Origin of the sequence: Nocardia sp. NPDC056564, assembly GCF_042793755.1 — a bacterium.
GTDB lineage: Bacteria > Actinomycetota > Actinomycetes > Mycobacteriales > Mycobacteriaceae > Nocardia.
The window spans coordinates 19,861-37,126 of the sequence record NZ_JBHTUR010000003.1; the positions used below are offsets into that span (position 1 = coordinate 19,861).

The window sequence follows — 17,266 nt, forward strand, 5'->3', positions numbered from 1 at the left end:
CTCACCATGGCAGCGAGCAGGTTTTGATGGTGGTGTAGTTCCGCATGGCTTCGATGACCCCTTCCTTGTCGCCGAGCCCCGAGTCCTTGAGCCCGCCGAACGGCATCGATTCCAGTCGATAGCCTGGAACCTCCGCGATATTGACGTTGCCTGCGTGCAGCCCGGCGACGAAGCCGAACGCGCGGTTCAGGTCGCGGGTCAGCACACTGGCCGACAGCGCGTACCGGATGGAGTTGGCGATCCGGATCGCCTCGGCGTCGTCCGCGAACCGCAGTATCGGCGCCACCGGTCCGAATACCTCCTCGGTGACCAGCGCCATTTCCGGCGTCACCCGCTCGACCACGGTCGGTGCGTAGTGCGCGCCGAGCCGTGTTCCGCCGCAGGCGATCTCGGCGCCGGTCCGGACCGCCGCGGCCACGGCGTCCTCGATCCGCCTGGCCGCGGCCGCGTCGACCACCGTGCCGATATCGGTTTCCGGATCGAGCGGATCGCCAGTCCGCCAGGCCCGGGTCCGTTCCACGAGCAGTGCGGTGAACTCCGCCGCGACGGAAGTCTGCACCAGCACCCGCTTGATCGCGGTGCAGCGCTGGCCCGAATTGCCGTACGCGCCACGGGCGACGAGCTCGGCCGCCGCCGCCAGATCGGTGTCGTCGCACACGATGGCCGGATCGATCCCGCCGAGTTCGAGGATCACTCGGCGATATCCGGCCCGGACCGCGATGCGCTTGCCCACCGTGCTGCTGCCGGTGAACGCGATCATGCTCACCCGGGGGTCGTCCAGTAGCGCCGCACCGAGTTCGGCCGGATCGCCGGTGACCACCTGGAGCATTTCCGGCGGCAGCCCGGCCTCGTAGAGCGTGTCGGCGAACATCAACGCCGAGAACGGGGTCTTCTCCGACGGTTTGAGCACCATGCGATTGCCGCTCGCGATGGCCGGAACTACCTTGTGCGCCACCTGGTTCAGCGGATGGTTGAACGGCGTGATCGCGCAGATCACCCCGAGCAACGGCTCGGCGAAGGTGAAAATCTTTCGCACGCTGCCGCTTTGGGTCACGTCGCCGGGATAGACGCCGCCGTGCTCGACGAGCACCTGATGCGCCGCGCACTGCAGGACATCACAGGTGCGCCGGACCTCGTGCCGGGTATCGCGCAGGCACAGACCGGACTCGAGCGTGATCAGCCGGGCCCACTCGTCCGCGCGCGCCTCGATCAGTTCGCGTGCCCGCACCAGAATCCGGTGCCGCTCATACCGACTGAGCGAGCACCGGAATCCTTCGGCGAAATCCAGTGCCTGCCGGACATCGTCGGCGCTCGCCCGACCGACGATCCCGATCACATCCCCGGTATGCGGGTAGCACACGTCGATCGAGGCGGCGCACACCGGCCGCTTACCACCGATCCGCGGCCCGTCCACGCGGACGGCCAGTACTTCAGTGCTCATATCACCAACTCCACCAAGCGTTCACACGCGGCCGGGTCGCCCAGTTCGAGGATCGTCTCGAGCGGTACGCCGAGCCGGTCGGCCAGTGATCGCGGGTTCTGTTTGAGGCTGCCGATTCGCAGTGGCGGCCTGCCGAGGGCGTCGAGTCGCCGCAGCCCGTCACACGCGCCCATCGCGTCATTGGTCAACAACACGCACGACGCGGCCGACTCGGCCATGATCTGCAGCGCCTCGGGCGCCCTTGCCTCGAGCAGGTCGCCGCCGATCTCGACGACGACGAGGTCGGCACGGTCGGCCCCGTGCCGGATCAAGGTGCGCAGCATCGCACGAAACCGTTCGACATCGACGTCATAGGTCGAGGCCATGCCCGCGTCCACGAAGTCGGTGACCACGTCGTAATTCGCGTCGCGGTAGTGCAGGCGGTCGCGCGCCCGGCCGGTGCCGCAGGCCTTGACCGCGGCGAGGCGCAGGTTCGGGCGACGCCGTTTCGCGGCGATCCCGAGCGTGCAGACGAGGGTGGTCTTGCCCACCTCGGCGGCGGTACCGCACACGAAAAGGACCGGCGTGTCCGCGGGCGCCGGCGCGGGATCGGCGATCGGAATCACCGGTGCGTCAGCGATATTCACGATCCGGCCGATGCCGGGAAAGCCGACGACCTGCACCGGCATTGCCCGCGAACCGTAGTACGCGGGCACCGCGACGCAGGTGGCGACCAGTCCGCCCTGCGCGACGAGGTCGAGCGGGTCGCCGACGGCCAGCGGCCGATCCTGGATCTCACCGACCAGATTCGTACCGGAGCGGCGGGTGCCGAGCACCGCGACGAACACGTCGCCGGGATAGATGCGCACCGCAGCCCCGGTTTCGTCCTCGACATGGTCGTAGGCGCCGTTGCCGTCCACACAGCGCACTACGACGAGATCGCCGTCGCGCGGCTCGGGATTCACCGGGATCAACTGCTCCCGGCCGTCCAGCAGTGCCGGTGCGTTGCGCACGCACGAGCAGATCAGCTTGACGGTCTCGCCGGCCACCTTCGGTCGCAAAGAACTCATGCCGGCACTAGTCCAGCGCGACCAGTTGGACGGACGAGACATTGCGGTGCTCAACGCCTTTGAGCGAGGCCACCGCCTGGTCGAGCGAGCCGACCGCCTCGTCCGCGTCGCGGGTGCCGAGCATCGCGTCGAGTTCGCCCTGTAGTCGCGCGCACGCGGCGGCGAGATCTTCGGGGGCGGGTGTCTGATCGGTCATTGTCCTTCTCCATTCATTCGACGGTGACGCTCCACAGCTCGCGGGGATTGATCGCGTCGCCCCGCATGCCGACGATGTCGCGGCGGCCGTGCGCCATCCGGTTGTTGTCGATCAGCAGCAGATCGCCCGAGTCCATCGGGAAACACGCCTGGAAGGCGGGATCGGCCGCATTGGTCACGAGGTAGTCGACGGCCTCGGCATAGGCGTCGAACTCGTTGATCTCCCCCTCGAGGCCGGGAAGTTTGTCGGTGATGTCCTGCTTGAGCCGGACACCGACGTCGTAGGCGCCGGTGGCGTCGGGCAGTGGATAACACAGCGGGATGTCGGTGTACTCCTCGCGAACATTGTTGGCCGCGAACCGGATCGGCGTCGTGGTGAGCCGATCGAAGTGCCGGGTGAACGTCTCGCCGTCGCGCGCGGCGAGCCGGGTGAACAGCTGCCGCCAGCTCAGGACCAGCGACTCCCCGCGCTGCCCCGCTGGCGTGTCCCGCCAGCCGGGGTCGACCATCAGCATGGCGAAACACGCGGGGCGCGGAGTGCGCCAGGAACGCGCCGAGTGCGGGCGCAGCTCGCCCTCCTGATAGTGCACGGACTTGCGCGTGTACTGGCCCGGCGGCTTGTACTTGACCCGATTGATCTGCGGGTGTGGGTCGTCGTCGGCCAGTTCGCTGCGCGAGGCGTAGTTGTCCAGGGGCGTGCCGAATCCGCGCAGGAATTCCAGGTACTCGCCCGGCTCGGTTGGGAAACCGCGGACCAGGCAGACGCGGCGCCGGTCCAGCACGGTGCGGGCGGCGGCCACGACGTCGGCGACGGACCTGCCTGCCGCGGGCACGCTCGCGCCCAGGATGGTCTCGCTCGAAATCTCGGGAGCCGACTGCTCAAGCATTTTCGCGATCCTTTCGTGCGTGCAGCATCATGGTGGCCAGCGCGACGCGGGTCAGCTCACCCGTGTCGGGGCGTTCGGCGCGTTCGGCCAGCAGGCTCGCGGCTGCGGCCGGATGCCCTTGACGGACAAGGAGATCGGCCAATTCGACGGCTACCTCCTCCTGTGCGTCGTTGCCGGCCAGACTCTGCCGGTAAAGCACCTCCGCCAGGGCGGTGTCGCCGAGCACGCGATCGGTGAGCCGAGCCAGCCTGCCCAGCGTGTAGGGATGATTCGGCCGCCCGGCCAGCGCGCGAAGCATCAGCCGGCGCGCCTCGTGCGGGTCGTTGCGCTGCCGCCACACGAACTGCGCGTAGTTGCACAATGTCCGCGGATGCTGCGGGTCGAGTTCCAGCGCACGCCGATAGCGCTTCTCGGCGTAGTCCGCGTCGTCCTGCTTGTGCAGCGCGGACAGCGCGAAGTTGCTGTGGGCCCGGGCATGCCGGGTGCCCGCCGGAATCGGTCTGCCCGCCTTGCGTTTGAGATCGTCCGGCTGCCAGTGGGTCTGCTCGGTCCACAGCGCGAGCAACCGATAGTCGTCGGCATGCTCGGGGAACCGAGCGCGCATCTCCGCGAGCCCGATCGGGTCCGGCCGGTCGGCCAGATAGCCGAATCGCTCCATCGTCTCCCATTCGGAGAGCGTGATGAGCTCCTCGAGTTCCTCCGGATAGTCCGGCCGCGTCGTCGTGGCGTTGACGGCGGGACCGCGCCACAGCACGGATTCGTCGAACTCCTCGCCGATGGTGCGCAGGAACTTCGCGAAGTCCTCCGCCAGCCGCTCCTGGTGCCCGATGAAGTCGATCTCGGCATCCGGCGGGCCGACGTAGGACCGGTAGATGTTGCCGAGCGCACCGGGGAGCACGGAAACGGCCTTGCGCACAAAGGTTTCGAAGTCGTCGCTGGCGCAGTGCTCATCGAGCGGATAGCGCGGCCGCCAGCCCTTCTCCATCCGGTAGGCCCAATACGAGCGGTACCACTCGATCGGGTTGCGGACGAACGCGCCGACGCACGAGTACTGCGCGCGGTCAAAGGACGCGAGCAGATCGTGGTCGCGCATCGCCGGATCGCCGAGGTATTCGACGTCGATCCCGAGCTCGCCGAGCTTCGACCGGATCCAGGTGCTCCCGGTCTTGGGTACCAGGAGAAGTAATGCGTTGCTACGGACGAATCGAATAGCCACCTGAGCCTCCTTCGGCTATGGCGAAATTGTCGGTGACGTGGGTACGGAAACGGAGGGCGAGATCGGGCAGCCGGTCCTTCGGCCTGGGCGGCTTCGACGCGACGCCGGGCCGGACGAGGCAGTGCACGAGCACGCAACCGTCTTGGTGCGCAACGGCTTCCCGCAACGCGGTGGTCACGGCTTCGCTGCCGTCGCACCGCCACGCCGCCCGGTAGCCACAGGCCAGCGCCGCGGCGGCGAAGTCGACGACACCACCGTTCGTGCGCTGCCCGCCGGTGGATTCGTGGCGGCCGTTGTCCAGCACCACGTGCAGGAACGGGGTGCGGACGTGGCGGGCGAGGGTGGCCAGCGAGCCCATCCGCATCAGTAGCGCGCCGTCGCCGTCGAGCACGGTCACCGGCAACCCCGCGACGGCGAGCCCGCCCGCGAGCGCAGGGGCACAGCCCATCGAACCCACGAGATAGAAGTGGTTGTCCCGGTCGTCGAGGCCGTACAACTCCCGCGAGGTGTAGCCGGTGGTGGCGACGGTCGGGCGCGAAACACCCAGTGCGAGCCAGCTATCGAGCACCTGCGCCCGGGTCGGCCGCGGTCCGGCGCGCAGTGCGCGCACCGTAGCGGACGGAAGTGGTTCGGGCTCGACCACTTCGGCGGGCGGCACCGCGTTGTCCAGTATGCCCTTTTCGAGCACGAATGCCGTCGACCGCCGGTCGTCGCATCGGTCGGCCGCGTGGGCCAGCTGCCGCGCGGCGGCAGCGTGGTCTAGGGCCAGGTTCTCGGTGCGGATCCCCAGCAGCCGCAACAGGTCCGGGGTGATGCGGCCCATCAGCGCGTGCTGCGGTTCATCGGTGCCCGCCGGCCAGCCGCGACGCGAGACGCCCAGGATCACCGGGATCTCGAACGGCTGGGTGAGCGAGCTCAGCGGATTGACCATATTGCCGAGACCCGAGTTCTGCGCGAGCACCAGGCCGCGCGAGCCCGCGAGCCAGGCGCCTGCCGCCAGCGCCACAGCCTCGCCCTCGGACGTCGCCGGGAAGTAGGGCCGGGTGCCGTCCTCGAGCATCGAGTACAGGCCCGAGATATAGGAGCAGGGCACGCCCGTGATGCAGCCGATCCGGTGCTGATCGAGTTCGTTCAGGAACCAGGCGGGGTTCAGCATGGCAGCTCCTGCGGATCGCGGACGGCCGAGGCATTCGGCGTGCGCAGCACTCGCATGCTCGACGATCCCGGTAGGTCGGGACGTTCGGCCCCGCCACGTAGCTGCCGGGCAAGAAAGCCCGCGATCAACTCGTCCCTGGCCCGCCGGTTGGCCGTGCCGACGAATTCGTGCCCCTCGTCCGGAAACAGCGCGAGCGTCGCGTCCAGACCGGCACGAGCCAGCGCCAGGAACATCCGGCTCGACATTTCCACCGGCACCCGTGCGTCCGCGGCGCCGTGCACCAACAGCACCGGACAGTCCAGCGTCGCGGCGTTGTTCACCGGCGAATGCCGGGCCAGCCGGCGTCGCTCGTCGCTCCGCGCGGGATCGCCGATGCGGCGGTGGACCATCGGCGCCGCCGTGCGCCACGGCGCGGGCAGGTTCCCGACGAAGTCCACCAGGTCGGTGAGCGGCGACAGCGCGACGACGGCGCGGAACCTCCGGGCGGAGGTCGCGGCGAGCTGCAACACCGCGTAACCGCCGTAGCTGCCACCGACCAGCGCGATGCGCGCGGGATCGACATAGCCACGCCGAATCGCCCAGTCCAGGGTGTCTTCCAGGTCGTCCTGCATAGCCGCGCCCCACTGCCGGTCCGCCGCGTTCACCCAGTGGGCGCCGAAGCCGGCCGAGCCGCGAAAGTTCGGCTCCAGCACGACATATCCCTGTTCGGCCAGCCACGCCCGGCGCAGATCGAACTCCAGGCCGCTGCGCCGCCACGGTCCGCCGTGGACGAGCAGCACGGCGGATCTCTCCCGGTCGAGCTCGCGGGGTCCGGACAGATAGGTGACCGCCCTATCCCCCGTCCGCATCGGCACCTCGGCCGCGCGGCAGAAGGTCGGGGAGGGACTCCGGTCCGGTCGCGCTTGCGCGAGCGGCCACAGTTCGTCCAGGGCCGGCTGGTAGCCGAAATAGCTCGCGTCCGCATCGGTCCGATGCTGGGCGATCAGCCAATACCGGTCGCCCAGTCGGCGTTCCAGGATCAACGGCGCCGAGCCGAGCCGACGCCGCAGCACGCGCAACGGCGATTCCAGCGACGGGGTGAGCGCGACCATGCGCCGGCGGAACCGTTCCACCTCGAGATACTCCGGTCGCCCGGACGCGGGCTCGGCGAGCACTCGCACGACATCGGCACGCTGGACGGAGAAGAGGGTGTTCGCCTCCGTGGCCCGCTCGCCCGGACGGCAGTGCAGCGCGACCAGGCGGGTTCCCGTATCGCCTTCGGGCAGCACGAAATACACGAGCTCACCGGTCGCGGAGAAATGGCTGAACCGGGTGACCAGCGCGGCCTCGTGCGAAATGTGCAGGAACAGCCGCCGGGCCGCCAGGTCGTGCCAGAGGTCGCGTGAGCCGTCCGGATTCACCGTCTCCAGCAGCCGCGGCCGGAAGTCGGCATCGAAATAGCACGCCGCGTAACCGGTGTTGCGCAGCACGCGGGTGCGCACGCCGGTGCGCAGATCGAGGACGTCGTAGTCGTGGTGCTCCGGGTCTCTCCCGTTCGTGGCGATGAGTACCTCGGCGGGGCGCCGCTGGCCGATCCCCGCGATGCGCAGTTGCGCGCCCGAATCCTGCGCCAGCACAGTCCATTCCGCGCCCCGCACGCGGTGCAGCGACCACTCTTCGCGGCCGGTGGCGTCGGCCAGAGCCAGCCCGGTTCCGGGCAGGTGGGTCCAGCTGAACGCGCGCACGCGGTCCGGAGCACCGGTGCCGCCGGACTCGACGCGGCGGCGAGCGACGTCGAACAGCACCAGCCGCGGCGCGGCGTCACCGCTGGACAACCACGCGATCCGGCGCCCGTCCGGGCTCATGGTCGGCGGCCCGTTCAACTCCCCCGTGTTCATCGCGTGACCGCCCGGTCATGTATCGCGGCGATCATGCGCAGCACCGCGTCGAGATGCGGCGGACGCGGCACGGTCAGCCGGATGCCCACCGGGAATTCGGCGGGATAGCCGGAGAGGTCGTGCAACAGCCGGACCGGGTAGCCGATCTCGGCGAGGCGAGCCGCCAGCTCGCCGGCCAGCGGCGTCTCGACGCACAGGTAGTTCGACTGTGACGGCCACGCTCGAAGACTCGGCATCTCGCGCAACGCGCCGATCATCCGATCCCGGGATTCCTTTGCGGCGGCGATGCTTTCGACGACCCGCTCCGGGTGCGCGAGCAGGTGGCCGACCGCGCGCTGCGCGATCCCGGCGACGGCGTTCGGGATCAGCGGGATGGTCGCCCCCGCTTCGAACGCGGCGGAGGCGGCGAACCCGATCCGTAGATTCGCCAGCCCCCACGCCTTCGAGAACGTCCGCACCACATATAGATTCGGATACTCCGGGACCAGGCTCAGCGCCGAGCTGTCGGCGAAATCCGCATACACCTCATCGAGCAGGACCACGCCGCGCGCCCGTTCGAGCAGCGCCGTGATCGTGGCGAGCGGGAACTGGTAGCCGAGCGGATTCCGTGGCGACGACAGCGAAAACACCGCCTCCGGCCGGTCCAGGTAGGGCGCGAGTGCGGGCAGCAGTTCCTCCGGCTCGCGCACCGCGACCGCTACCCGTGGCCGGCCCGCCTGCGCGCAGATGGTCGCGGTCAGGTGGAACCCGGGCACGATGTCGACCACCAGCCCGCGAAAGTGCTTGCGCAACAACACATCGATCAGCTGAGTGGCGCCGGCCGCCACCCGAACCGAACCGGCGGGCAACCCGAAATACCGCGCACAGGCCGCGGCCACGGACGTGCACCAGGTCTCGTCCTTGGTCGTCAGATCGACCGTGCTCGTCGCCGCCACGATCTCCGCCGTGTGCACGACCGGGTCGAGGAACTGGCTGCCGGTCCAGGTGAGATCCACCGTCACCGGAACCTCCGCTTCTTGCCACCCGGCGGAGTGATCCGCGAGCACAGCTCGAACTCGACCTCCTGGTCCGCAAGCAGCTCGTCGACGGCAGCCCGCAGGCTGCGGCGCAAGGCTTCCGGCTCCGGCCACCCGGCGTCGGGCATCCAGCGCAGCAACGCTCCGTCGCGCCGGGAGACGATCTGGAAGTCGCCCATGCCGGGCAGCGAGCCGAACCGCTCGGTCAGCTCCCGCGTCTCGAGCCTGCGCGTGCCGAAACGCAGGGTCCGTGGCTCCCGGCCCCACAGGCGCAACAGCCGCTGGCCGCCGCCGGGGCCGGTCTCCAGCTCGGCCCGGTCGCCGGTGCGGTAGCGCAGGAAAACGGTGTCGCGGTAGATCAGGTTGGTCAGCACGAGCTCACCCACGCCCGCATCGCGCACGGCGCCGTCGTCGGTCAGCACCTCGAGCCGGACGTTCGAGGCGAACACCTGATAGTCGTCCTCGCCCGGCCGGGTAGCCGCGATCAGCCCGCCTTCGGTGGACGCCAGCGCGTCCACCACCGGCGCGCCGTAGTACTCGGTGAGCCGGGCGCGGTCGTCGGTGTGCAGCGGTTCACCGCTGACCAGCACCAGCCGCGGCGACCAGGGCGGACTCGCGATGCCCTGCGCGAGCAGCGCGGCGCGGAGATCGAGCAGATAGGTCGCTTTGCCGTAGAGAATCTGCGCGGGCAGCCGGGTGAAGGTGTGCGCGGCCTTGGCCGAGAGGTCCAGCTGGAGCCGGGCGTACAGACCGTAATTCAGGGCGGGCAGCGGTCGGACGAAGCTGTCGCGGCCGGGCTTGTTGCTGACGAACAGCACCGCGAGCTCACCCGCGGCGAAGCCATCCGGCGGCAACCCGGCCAGCTCGCTGATCTGGGTGAAGAAGTGATAGTTGACGGCGTACCAGGACGCGTCGTCCATGGCGATCGTGAGCGGGTTGCCGGTGGTACCACTGGAGTTCAGGTGGTTCTCCCCGGTCGGCGCCAGGGAGGTGAAGTCGGCGATTCCGTGCTCATAGGCCCGGCGATGCACGATCGGCAGTTCCGAAAGCTTCTGTGCGCCAACGCCTTGATAGAAGGGCACCGTGGCGCCGGCGTGCTCGAGCAGGTTCGCCTCGGCGTCGTCGGCCAGCGGTCGCACGGCCGACCACGCGCGGCGCAAACGGATGACGTCCTCGACCGTCTCCGCGGCCCGGCTCAGGGATCCGTTGGCCGCCAGCGGTTCTCGGCCCGGCGGCAGGTAGCGTCCGTACTGCGCCTTGGCCCGATCCAGCTCCGCGTTGTTCGCCAGCTCGAACACCCGGGACAGATCGGCGATACCGCCCTCCAGCCCCCGCATGGTCTTCCGCTCCGCCAGATCGCCGCACAACCGCTGCATGGCGACGATCGCCGCGCGCAGGCTCTGATTCGCCCAGATGGCGACCGATACCCCCGCCTGTTCGAGCACCGCGGGTTCGACGTCGGAATACTTGGTCGGCACGACGGCGACCGGCACCCGCCCGTCCCATTCGGCCATGAAGGCGAGGACCTCGTCGGGGACGGTCTTTTTCGAGTGGATCAGCACCGCGTCGGCGCCGGACGCGGCGTACAGCCCGCAACGGTCGATCGCCTCGGACAGCGACTGCCCGGCGACCAGCGCCTCACAGCGCGCGACCAGAAAGACGTCGGCGGCCGTGTCCTTCGCCGCTTTCAAGCGGCCACAGAACTCTCCCGGCTCGGCCAGGACCTGACCGGCAGCCAGAAAGGAGTTGGCCTTCGGGAACAGCTTGTCCTCGATGCAGGCGCCGCCGGCGCCGATCCGCTGCAGTCTGCGCACCGCGAGCCGCACATTGTTGAAGTCGCCGTACCCGGTGTCCATGTCCACCAGCGCAGGCACGGCAATTCGGTCCGAGAGCATTTCGATGCGCTCCATGACCTGGGTCCACGACAACTCGTTGGAGTCGCGCAACCCATTGATCGCCGAAAGGCCGAGCCCGGAGACCCATACGCCCGGAAAGCCCGCGTCCTGGGCGATTTTCGCGGAAACCGCGTCGTGTGCGCCCATCAGAAAGCCAAGCTCGGCACTGTCGAACAGGCTCTGCAGAGCACGAAGTTTCTCCATCACACATCCATATCCCCAGATGTGAGGTCAGCTTATGCATCCCCCGATACGGCGGTCAGGCGCGGGACAACGTGATCATCGCTCGGCGATGATCAATCCCCACCGCGTAACCTTGCGTTCACACCAGCATCCTCCAATTCATCCAAATGTCAACCTGCTTAAGACAATTGCCGAACATGCGCCACACCCGCTTGCCGTCACGGACGGTTACGCGAACAAACACGTCGGGGCGGCCCCCGAGAAATGGGGCAGGACAGCCACCGCGTTGCCGATGCGGTTGTACCGTCGATTGTGTTGGTACGCAACCACATCCGCGCTTCGAACCGATCTACCGCCGAAGCCCGAGCGAAGCGGAATATATATTCCGTTGAGCACCAGTCCAATTCGAGACATCACCGCCGTGGCGGCAACTGGGGATACCGTCGCGCGGCCATGCGTGGTAGAACATCTGTTGTCGCCTCGGGCCGCACGGTGCCGGAAATGATCTCTACCCGCGCACCGATTGTCCGGGACAGATCCGCGAGGGGGAACAATAAACTTGGAAGTATGAATTGCAATATCCGCAACGGCCGGAATCCGCTGCGGTGCACATTTCCCGCGGGGTAACGCCCCGCACTGCGTCGGCGCCTTTTCCGCGCCGCATATCGACATCGGTCGCAATTTCGCGGATATCGTCATCGTGTGAAAACGAGCAGGTGCCCCAGGGCGACCGCCATGCCCAGTGCCGCGACACCGGTCCATAGCACCGTCGGCCCGGCCGAGACGAAGATCAGCTGCCCGACCGGCGCGCCCGCGGCCAGGCCGAGGTTCCACATGAACCCGTAAGCCCCTTGGTAGGCACCGGCTTCGCCATCGGGTGCACGCGTGCTCATGAAATCCGCGGCCAGCGGCACCTGCATGATCTCGCCCACCGTCCACGTCGCCACCGTGGCCGCGTACCACCCCGCGTCGGTAGCGAAAACTGTTGTCCCCAAGCCGATTCCGATCAATGCGGCGGACGACGCAGCCGCCGCTCCGAACGGTATCCTGGCCACCGCGGGCGTGATGACCGGCTGGAGCACGACCACCAGCACCCCACTGAGCGAAAGCACCAGGCCCAGTTCCGTCGGCGTCAATCCCCGCGCGGTCATGTCCAGCGGTAACGCACCCTGCTTCTGCATGTAGAGACACGAAAGGATCAGGGTCGCCACCAAGAACCAGGCCACGACCGGCTGGGCATAGGGCGCGCGGAGGCCGCGGACGATCCCCGCGCCATTCGGTCCCGCCGGGCCCGGCGCCACCGGCAGAACCGTGGCGAGCACGGCGAACAGCGCCGACGTGAGCGCGCCGAGCACGAAGATGCCGGGCGGCCAGAACTGCACCAGAGGCCCGGCGACCAATGGGGAAAGGGAGCTGCCGATGTTGCGCGACCAGTAGAGCCGCCCGTAACCGGCGACCCGTGCCGCGGGCGCCATCAGGGCGGGCACCAGCGCGTTGGCCGCGGGCCGCGGCGCGGAGGCGCACGCGGTACCGAGCAGGACCAGCGCCACCACGGAGACCACGCCGTGCACAGCCGGCAGTGCGGCGCCGGCCACGACGCCGACAGCCTGCGAATACATGATCGTCCTTCGCGGCCCGTACCGGTCGGAGAGCACGCCGCCGGCCAGCGACGCCACCGTCTGGCCCACCCCGCTCGCCGCCACCACGGCCACGATCCCCACGTCCCCCAGATGAGTGGCGCTCGCGTACAACACCACGAACGGCGGAGTCGGCATACCCAGCCGATTGACCAGAATCCCGATCCACAGCAACCGGAACGCCCGCGGCCCGCCGCCGCCCGCCGACTGCACCCCCACCCGGCAAGTATGCCGGATCAGCACCGTGACCAGAGCGAGGACCGCGTGGCGGCGTCGGGGTTTCGGTCTGGTTTTACGGATCCGGGCGTGGGTACTCGCCGTCGGGGCCGGACGGTCGGCGACCGTCGCGCCCAGCCGTCAACAGTGCTGTCGACCAGTGGAAGAAGGTGCCGCGATGCAGCGAGATGCCGGTCCGGGCGTGCGGTCGCGCTCCGCGAAAACCTTGGCGGTCGCGCTGTCGGTGCCTGGTTATCGTGAATTCGTCTTCGGCGCGCAGGCCGTTCACCTACCCGCGCTCGACGGTGAGTACGTGATCGAGCCCGGCCATCAGGAACTCGAGACCGCCCTGGACATCGGTGTGCTCACCGTGCGCGCCCGCGGCCGCCAGTGGCTGGCCGCCCTGCACGGTGGCACCGTTCGGGTGCGCGACGACGAGGTCCGCCTGCAAGCCCATGCCCTGGAGTTCGCGGACCGCATCGATGTGACCAGAGCCAGGGCCGCACAGTCCGACGCGGCACAGCGGCTGACGAACAACCGCGAGGACACCGACGCCCGAGCCGCCCTGCAACGCGCCAATCTTCGATTGGCAGTCGCGGCCCGCATCCACCCCTGAGTACGCGTGACGTGGCGGGAAGCCCTGGAAAACATCACTGCCCCAATGGATCCTCGGCGGCTACGGTGGCACACACCTCGTTGAAGGCCTGCAGGAGTGCGGTGTCTCGATCGGCGCGCCACACCAGGCCCCACTGCAGCGGCCCGGCGTCGCGGATCGGCACATAGGCCAGGTCGGGGCGGACGTGGAACAGCGCGGTGTGCGCGGAGACGATGACCACCCCCTTGCCCGCCGCCGCGAGCATCATCAGCTCCAGGAAGGTCTCCGAGACGGCGCCCTGGGGGATCCGTCGGCCCGCCGGGGTGTAGGCCGGATTGCGGTCCACCCGAACCGATTCCGGCATCGATTCGGGCATCCGGAGCAGTTGCTCGTCGGCGAGTTCCTCGAGCGAGATCTCCGGCTTCCCGGCCAAGCGGTGCGTCGCCGAGACGGCCAGCAACCGAGGTTCGGTGATCAGCACCGGTCCCGCGACGATATCCGGATCCGTCACCGGGTACGGCATGAACGCCGCGTCCGCGGTGTCGGCGCGCAGCCGCTGCATCACGTCGGCCAACTGGGCCTCGCGGATACGCACCTGACAGTGCGGCGACCGGCGCCGGAACTCGTCGGCGGCGGTGGTCAGCAGATGCCCACCACCGATGCTGATGAACAGGATGTCCAGCGCGTGCTCGCCGCCCTGCCCCGCTCGGATGGCCCGCGCCATCGCGGCCTGTGCTTGCGACCAGGCCGGCAGCAGATCCTGATACAGCTGCGCACCGATCTCGGACAGCTTCACCTGCCTGCTCGTCCGATGGAACAGCGGAGTTCCGATGCGCCGCTCCAGCTTTCCCACGGTCTGGCTCACCGAGGACGGCGACAGATGTAACCGCTTCGCCGTGCGCCCGAAATGCAACTCTTCGGCCAGGGTGAGAAAGATCTCGACTTCCTGCCGTTCGATCATCGGTACCCCCCATTGTTCAGTTCACCTTCATGATCGTGTCCCGATCACGCCTTGATCGACCCGCCGCACATATGGGAGGTTCGATACAACCACCGTTCCAGGTGGGGTGGGCGTGCTCGAATATGTTGTTGCCCTTCGTATTACGAGCATCGGGTTCAGTCTGCGCACCAACCGTCGCGGACCAGTGAAGGGGAATCATGTCCGACGTTTTCGAAGCACTGCATTGCGATCCCCTTGTCGCGATCGACATTTCAGCTCCCGAACGGCGTGCGGAGCTGCTGCGTACCGCAGCGCGGACGTTCGCGCAGCGCGGATTCGCCGCCACCACGGTGCGCGACATCGGCGAGGAAGCAGGTACTTTCGCCGACAGCATCTACTACCACTTCGACTCGAAAGACGCGATGGTGGACGAGATTCTGCGCGAGTTCCTGGAGGACCTGTTCGGCCGATACGGCGACATCAAGCTCGGTGGCTTCGACCCGGTGGAAACCCTCCGGCTGATCCTCGAGGCCTCGTTCGAGTCGATCTTCATCCATCACGACGCCGTCGTCATCTATCAGGCCGAATCGGCCCGGCTGAGCGCGCGCTCGGCGCGATTCGCCTATCTCGACGACTACCACCTCGAGTTCCAGCGGAACTGGACCGAACTGCTACGGGCCGGTGTCGCGCTCGGGCGGCTGCGGGCGGAACTCGATGTGGATCTGACCTACAGGTATCTGCGCGATGCCGTCTGGTCGGCGGTCCGGTGGTACCGACCGGGCTGCGGAAGGTCGGCACAAGAGTTGTCGCACAAGTACTTCGAGATCGTATTGCACGGGGTGGGCCGGGCTCGGTGATCGTCAATTCCGCGGGAACCTGATCGTGCGCCCCACGCCGTCGGGATGACCGGCTTCGCGCTGTTCGGCGGCGAACCGGGTGAGGCGGGTCAGGACGTCGGCGGGCAGCGGGGCGGTCTTTCTCGTGCCGAGATCGACGTGCAGGTCCAACTGTTCGGATACGGCCACCCGCGTCCGGTCGCCGAGATTGCGCACCTCGTGAAAGAAGTGCAGCCGCTTGGCATCCACTCCCAGCAACCAGGAATCGACGGCCAGCCGTGACCCTTGCAGCACCTCTCGTTCGTAGGTCATGGCGGTCTGCACGACGACCTTCCCGAAGCCGGTGGTCCGGACGTAATCGTCGCCGAGGCCGAGGGCATCGGTGAACGCGGCATGCGCACGGTAGACCACGATCCCGTAGTACTGGGCGTTCATGTGGTCGTTGATATCGATCCAGTCCGCATCGACGTCACATTCGAGGGTTCGCAAACCGCCACCTTCCCCACGTTGTCAGCAGTTACCCGCACAGAGTACAACCAAGCGCTTGTTTGGGGCAACTGCGACCGCGTCGTTCATGGCCGAACTACGTTCTGGCGGAACCAGTTTGGCACTTCTGCTCGCTGGCGCAGAAGCACCCGAAACAGGCCGCCGATGATCTTCGGTGACTTGAATCACAGCCTCCGCCGCATCCGTTGCGGTGGGTATTCAGGTGACGTAATGTCCGAAGAAGGGGCGACAAGATAGCAACATCACTCCGAATCTTATTGTGCCCCTTCGCATATCGCATGGTTACAGCTGACGGAAGATGCAGGCGGGGGTTTCGACGATGTCTTGATTTGCCATAGATGCCAGACCCGTCGTGATGTCGAATCACACGCAGCTCGATCGAGCGCTAGCACGCCGGGCGGATTACATATCCATCCAGAGAAGAGGAGAAACGTGCAGCCGACACATTTGTCTACCAAGCGGAAGAACGCACCGCCGACGAAATTCAAGCTACCCGCCGGGCCGGAATGCTGGTTGGTCACCAGTTATGCGGACGCCAGGAAGGTATTCGCGGACCCCAGCTTCGGCCGGGCCGATCTGTTCTCCGGCGAACTGCCCGATCTCGTTCCCTCGCCGAACATGATCGAGGATCCGGACAACCTGACCAATCTCGACGGCGCCGACCACCGGCGCCTCCGCGGTTTGCTCCAGCGAACGTTCACGCCGTCGGCCATCGCGCTGTGGCGGCCGTGGATCGAATCGGTCGTAGCGAAGTACGTATCGGCGTTGCACGAATTGCCCGACGGCTTCGACCTGATCGCGGAATTCACCCACACGCTGCCGGTCTCGGTGATCACCAGACTGATGGGGCTGCCCGTCGCCCGCGAGGCCGACATGCTGCGCTGGAGCGAGATCTCGCTCACCACCGAGGGTGTCACGCTCGACGACATCCAGAAGAGCAACGAGGAATTCAAGGACTGGGCCAGGGAACTCATGGCGGCCCGGCGGGCCGAACCCGGTGAGGATCTCATCAGTTACCTGGTACAACGCGACGACGGGACGATTCCAGAGGGGCAACTGACCACACTGGTCTGTGTCTTGATCATGGCGGGTCACGAGACGACGATGTCGATGCTCGGGAATTTCCTCGTCTATCTGCTCGCGTACGACCGGGAAGCCTGGGCGGCGTTGCGCACGGCGGACGACGACAAGATGGAGCGGATCGTCGAGGATCTGCTGCGCATAACTCCCCTTGGCGATCGGAAACACCGGCCGGGACCACTGCGGTATACCAAGGCGGATATCGTCGTCGGCGGAGTGCAGTTCCGCAAGGGCGATGTGGTCGCCATCGATGTGGTGGCTTCCAACCATGATCCGGAATTCCATTGCCCGGTTTCGAAGATCGACACCGAAGCCGATCTCGAGGTACCGCATCTGACCTTCAGCTCCGGGCCGCACCTGTGCATCGGCGCCTGGCTGGCGCGCTGGGAATTGGGGCTCGCGCTGCGTGGGCTCGCGCGCGCTTTCCCCGATCTGACGCTGGCTGACGATATCGACGAGCTCACCTGGATCATCGGCATGGTGACCCGTAGTCCCCGAAAGCTTCGGGTGAACAAGGGCATTGCGAATGGAGCGGCGTAA

15 protein-coding genes are annotated in these 17,266 nt (G+C 67.6%); 3 read left to right on the top strand and 12 right to left on the bottom strand.

Annotated features, from left to right (window positions below; translation table 11 throughout):
• Position 1: 1 nt before the first annotated feature.
• The 10 genes from phnY to ACFQ9K_RS08175 all read right to left on the bottom strand — a co-directional run bounded on the left by phnY (position 2) and on the right by ACFQ9K_RS08175 (position 12,771).
• On the bottom strand, positions 2-1,441 hold the full coding sequence (gene phnY / locus ACFQ9K_RS08130) for a phosphonoacetaldehyde dehydrogenase (protein WP_378982967.1): 1,440 nt from the start codon (positions 1,439-1,441) through the stop codon (positions 2-4).
• Complete coding sequence (locus ACFQ9K_RS08135) at positions 1,438-2,490, bottom strand: hypothetical protein (RefSeq protein WP_378722796.1); 1,053 nt, start codon at positions 2,488-2,490, stop codon at positions 1,438-1,440. The genes phnY and ACFQ9K_RS08135 overlap by 4 nt, the downstream gene beginning before the upstream one ends.
• Before the next feature lie 7 nt (positions 2,491-2,497).
• Positions 2,498-2,686, bottom strand: a complete 189-nt coding sequence (locus ACFQ9K_RS08140; RefSeq protein ID WP_378722798.1) for a hypothetical protein — start codon at positions 2,684-2,686, stop codon at positions 2,498-2,500.
• Positions 2,687-2,699: 13 nt separating this feature from the next.
• Positions 2,700-3,572, bottom strand: a complete 873-nt coding sequence (locus tag ACFQ9K_RS08145; protein ID WP_378722800.1) for a TauD/TfdA family dioxygenase — start codon at positions 3,570-3,572, stop codon at positions 2,700-2,702.
• Positions 3,565-4,788, bottom strand: a complete 1,224-nt coding sequence (locus ACFQ9K_RS08150; protein ID WP_378722802.1) for a hypothetical protein — start codon at positions 4,786-4,788, stop codon at positions 3,565-3,567. Before ACFQ9K_RS08150 ends, ACFQ9K_RS08145 begins: the two co-directional genes overlap by 8 nt.
• The gene (gene aepY, locus ACFQ9K_RS08155) at positions 4,766-5,944 is read right to left on the bottom strand and encodes a phosphonopyruvate decarboxylase (RefSeq protein WP_378722803.1); all 1,179 of its coding nucleotides are present in this window, start codon (positions 5,942-5,944) and stop codon (positions 4,766-4,768) included. Before aepY ends, ACFQ9K_RS08150 begins: the two co-directional genes overlap by 23 nt.
• On the bottom strand, positions 5,938-7,821 hold the full coding sequence (locus ACFQ9K_RS08160) for an alpha/beta fold hydrolase (RefSeq protein ID WP_378722804.1): 1,884 nt from the start codon (positions 7,819-7,821) through the stop codon (positions 5,938-5,940). Before ACFQ9K_RS08160 ends, aepY begins: the two co-directional genes overlap by 7 nt.
• The gene (locus ACFQ9K_RS08165; protein ID WP_378722805.1) at positions 7,818-8,822 is read right to left on the bottom strand and encodes an aminotransferase class I/II-fold pyridoxal phosphate-dependent enzyme; all 1,005 of its coding nucleotides are present in this window, start codon (positions 8,820-8,822) and stop codon (positions 7,818-7,820) included. Before ACFQ9K_RS08165 ends, ACFQ9K_RS08160 begins: the two co-directional genes overlap by 4 nt.
• Positions 8,819-10,936, bottom strand: coding sequence for an isocitrate lyase/phosphoenolpyruvate mutase family protein (locus ACFQ9K_RS08170; protein ID WP_378722806.1), 2,118 nt, complete (start codon positions 10,934-10,936; stop codon positions 8,819-8,821). Before ACFQ9K_RS08170 ends, ACFQ9K_RS08165 begins: the two co-directional genes overlap by 4 nt.
• A gap of 674 nt (positions 10,937-11,610) precedes the next feature.
• The gene (locus tag ACFQ9K_RS08175) at positions 11,611-12,771 is read right to left on the bottom strand and encodes an MFS transporter (protein WP_378722807.1); all 1,161 of its coding nucleotides are present in this window, start codon (positions 12,769-12,771) and stop codon (positions 11,611-11,613) included.
• A 175-nt stretch (positions 12,772-12,946) separates the two neighbouring features.
• On the opposite strand from ACFQ9K_RS08175, the gene ACFQ9K_RS08180 reads away from it, so the two are divergent.
• Positions 12,947-13,384: a hypothetical protein gene (locus ACFQ9K_RS08180; protein ID WP_378722808.1), complete on the top strand. Its 438-nt coding sequence runs from the start codon at positions 12,947-12,949 to the stop codon at positions 13,382-13,384.
• Between the two features lie 34 nt (positions 13,385-13,418).
• On the opposite strand, the gene ACFQ9K_RS08185 is transcribed toward ACFQ9K_RS08180, so the two are convergent.
• Positions 13,419-14,324 carry a LysR family transcriptional regulator gene (locus tag ACFQ9K_RS08185; RefSeq protein ID WP_378722809.1) on the bottom strand — a complete coding sequence of 302 codons (906 nt, stop codon included), beginning with the start codon at positions 14,322-14,324 and terminating at the stop codon, positions 13,419-13,421.
• Between the two features lie 197 nt (positions 14,325-14,521).
• Between ACFQ9K_RS08185 and ACFQ9K_RS08190 the strand changes: the two genes are divergently transcribed.
• A complete protein-coding gene (locus ACFQ9K_RS08190) occupies positions 14,522-15,160 on the top strand; it encodes a TetR/AcrR family transcriptional regulator (RefSeq protein ID WP_378722810.1) in 639 nt (212 codons plus the stop codon).
• A gap of 3 nt (positions 15,161-15,163) precedes the next feature.
• On the opposite strand, the gene ACFQ9K_RS08195 is transcribed toward ACFQ9K_RS08190, so the two are convergent.
• On the bottom strand, positions 15,164-15,628 hold the full coding sequence (locus ACFQ9K_RS08195) for a thioesterase family protein (protein ID WP_378722811.1): 465 nt from the start codon (positions 15,626-15,628) through the stop codon (positions 15,164-15,166).
• 450 nt (positions 15,629-16,078) lie between these two features.
• On the opposite strand from ACFQ9K_RS08195, the gene ACFQ9K_RS08200 reads away from it, so the two are divergent.
• Complete coding sequence (locus tag ACFQ9K_RS08200) at positions 16,079-17,266, top strand: cytochrome P450 (protein ID WP_378722812.1); 1,188 nt, start codon at positions 16,079-16,081, stop codon at positions 17,264-17,266.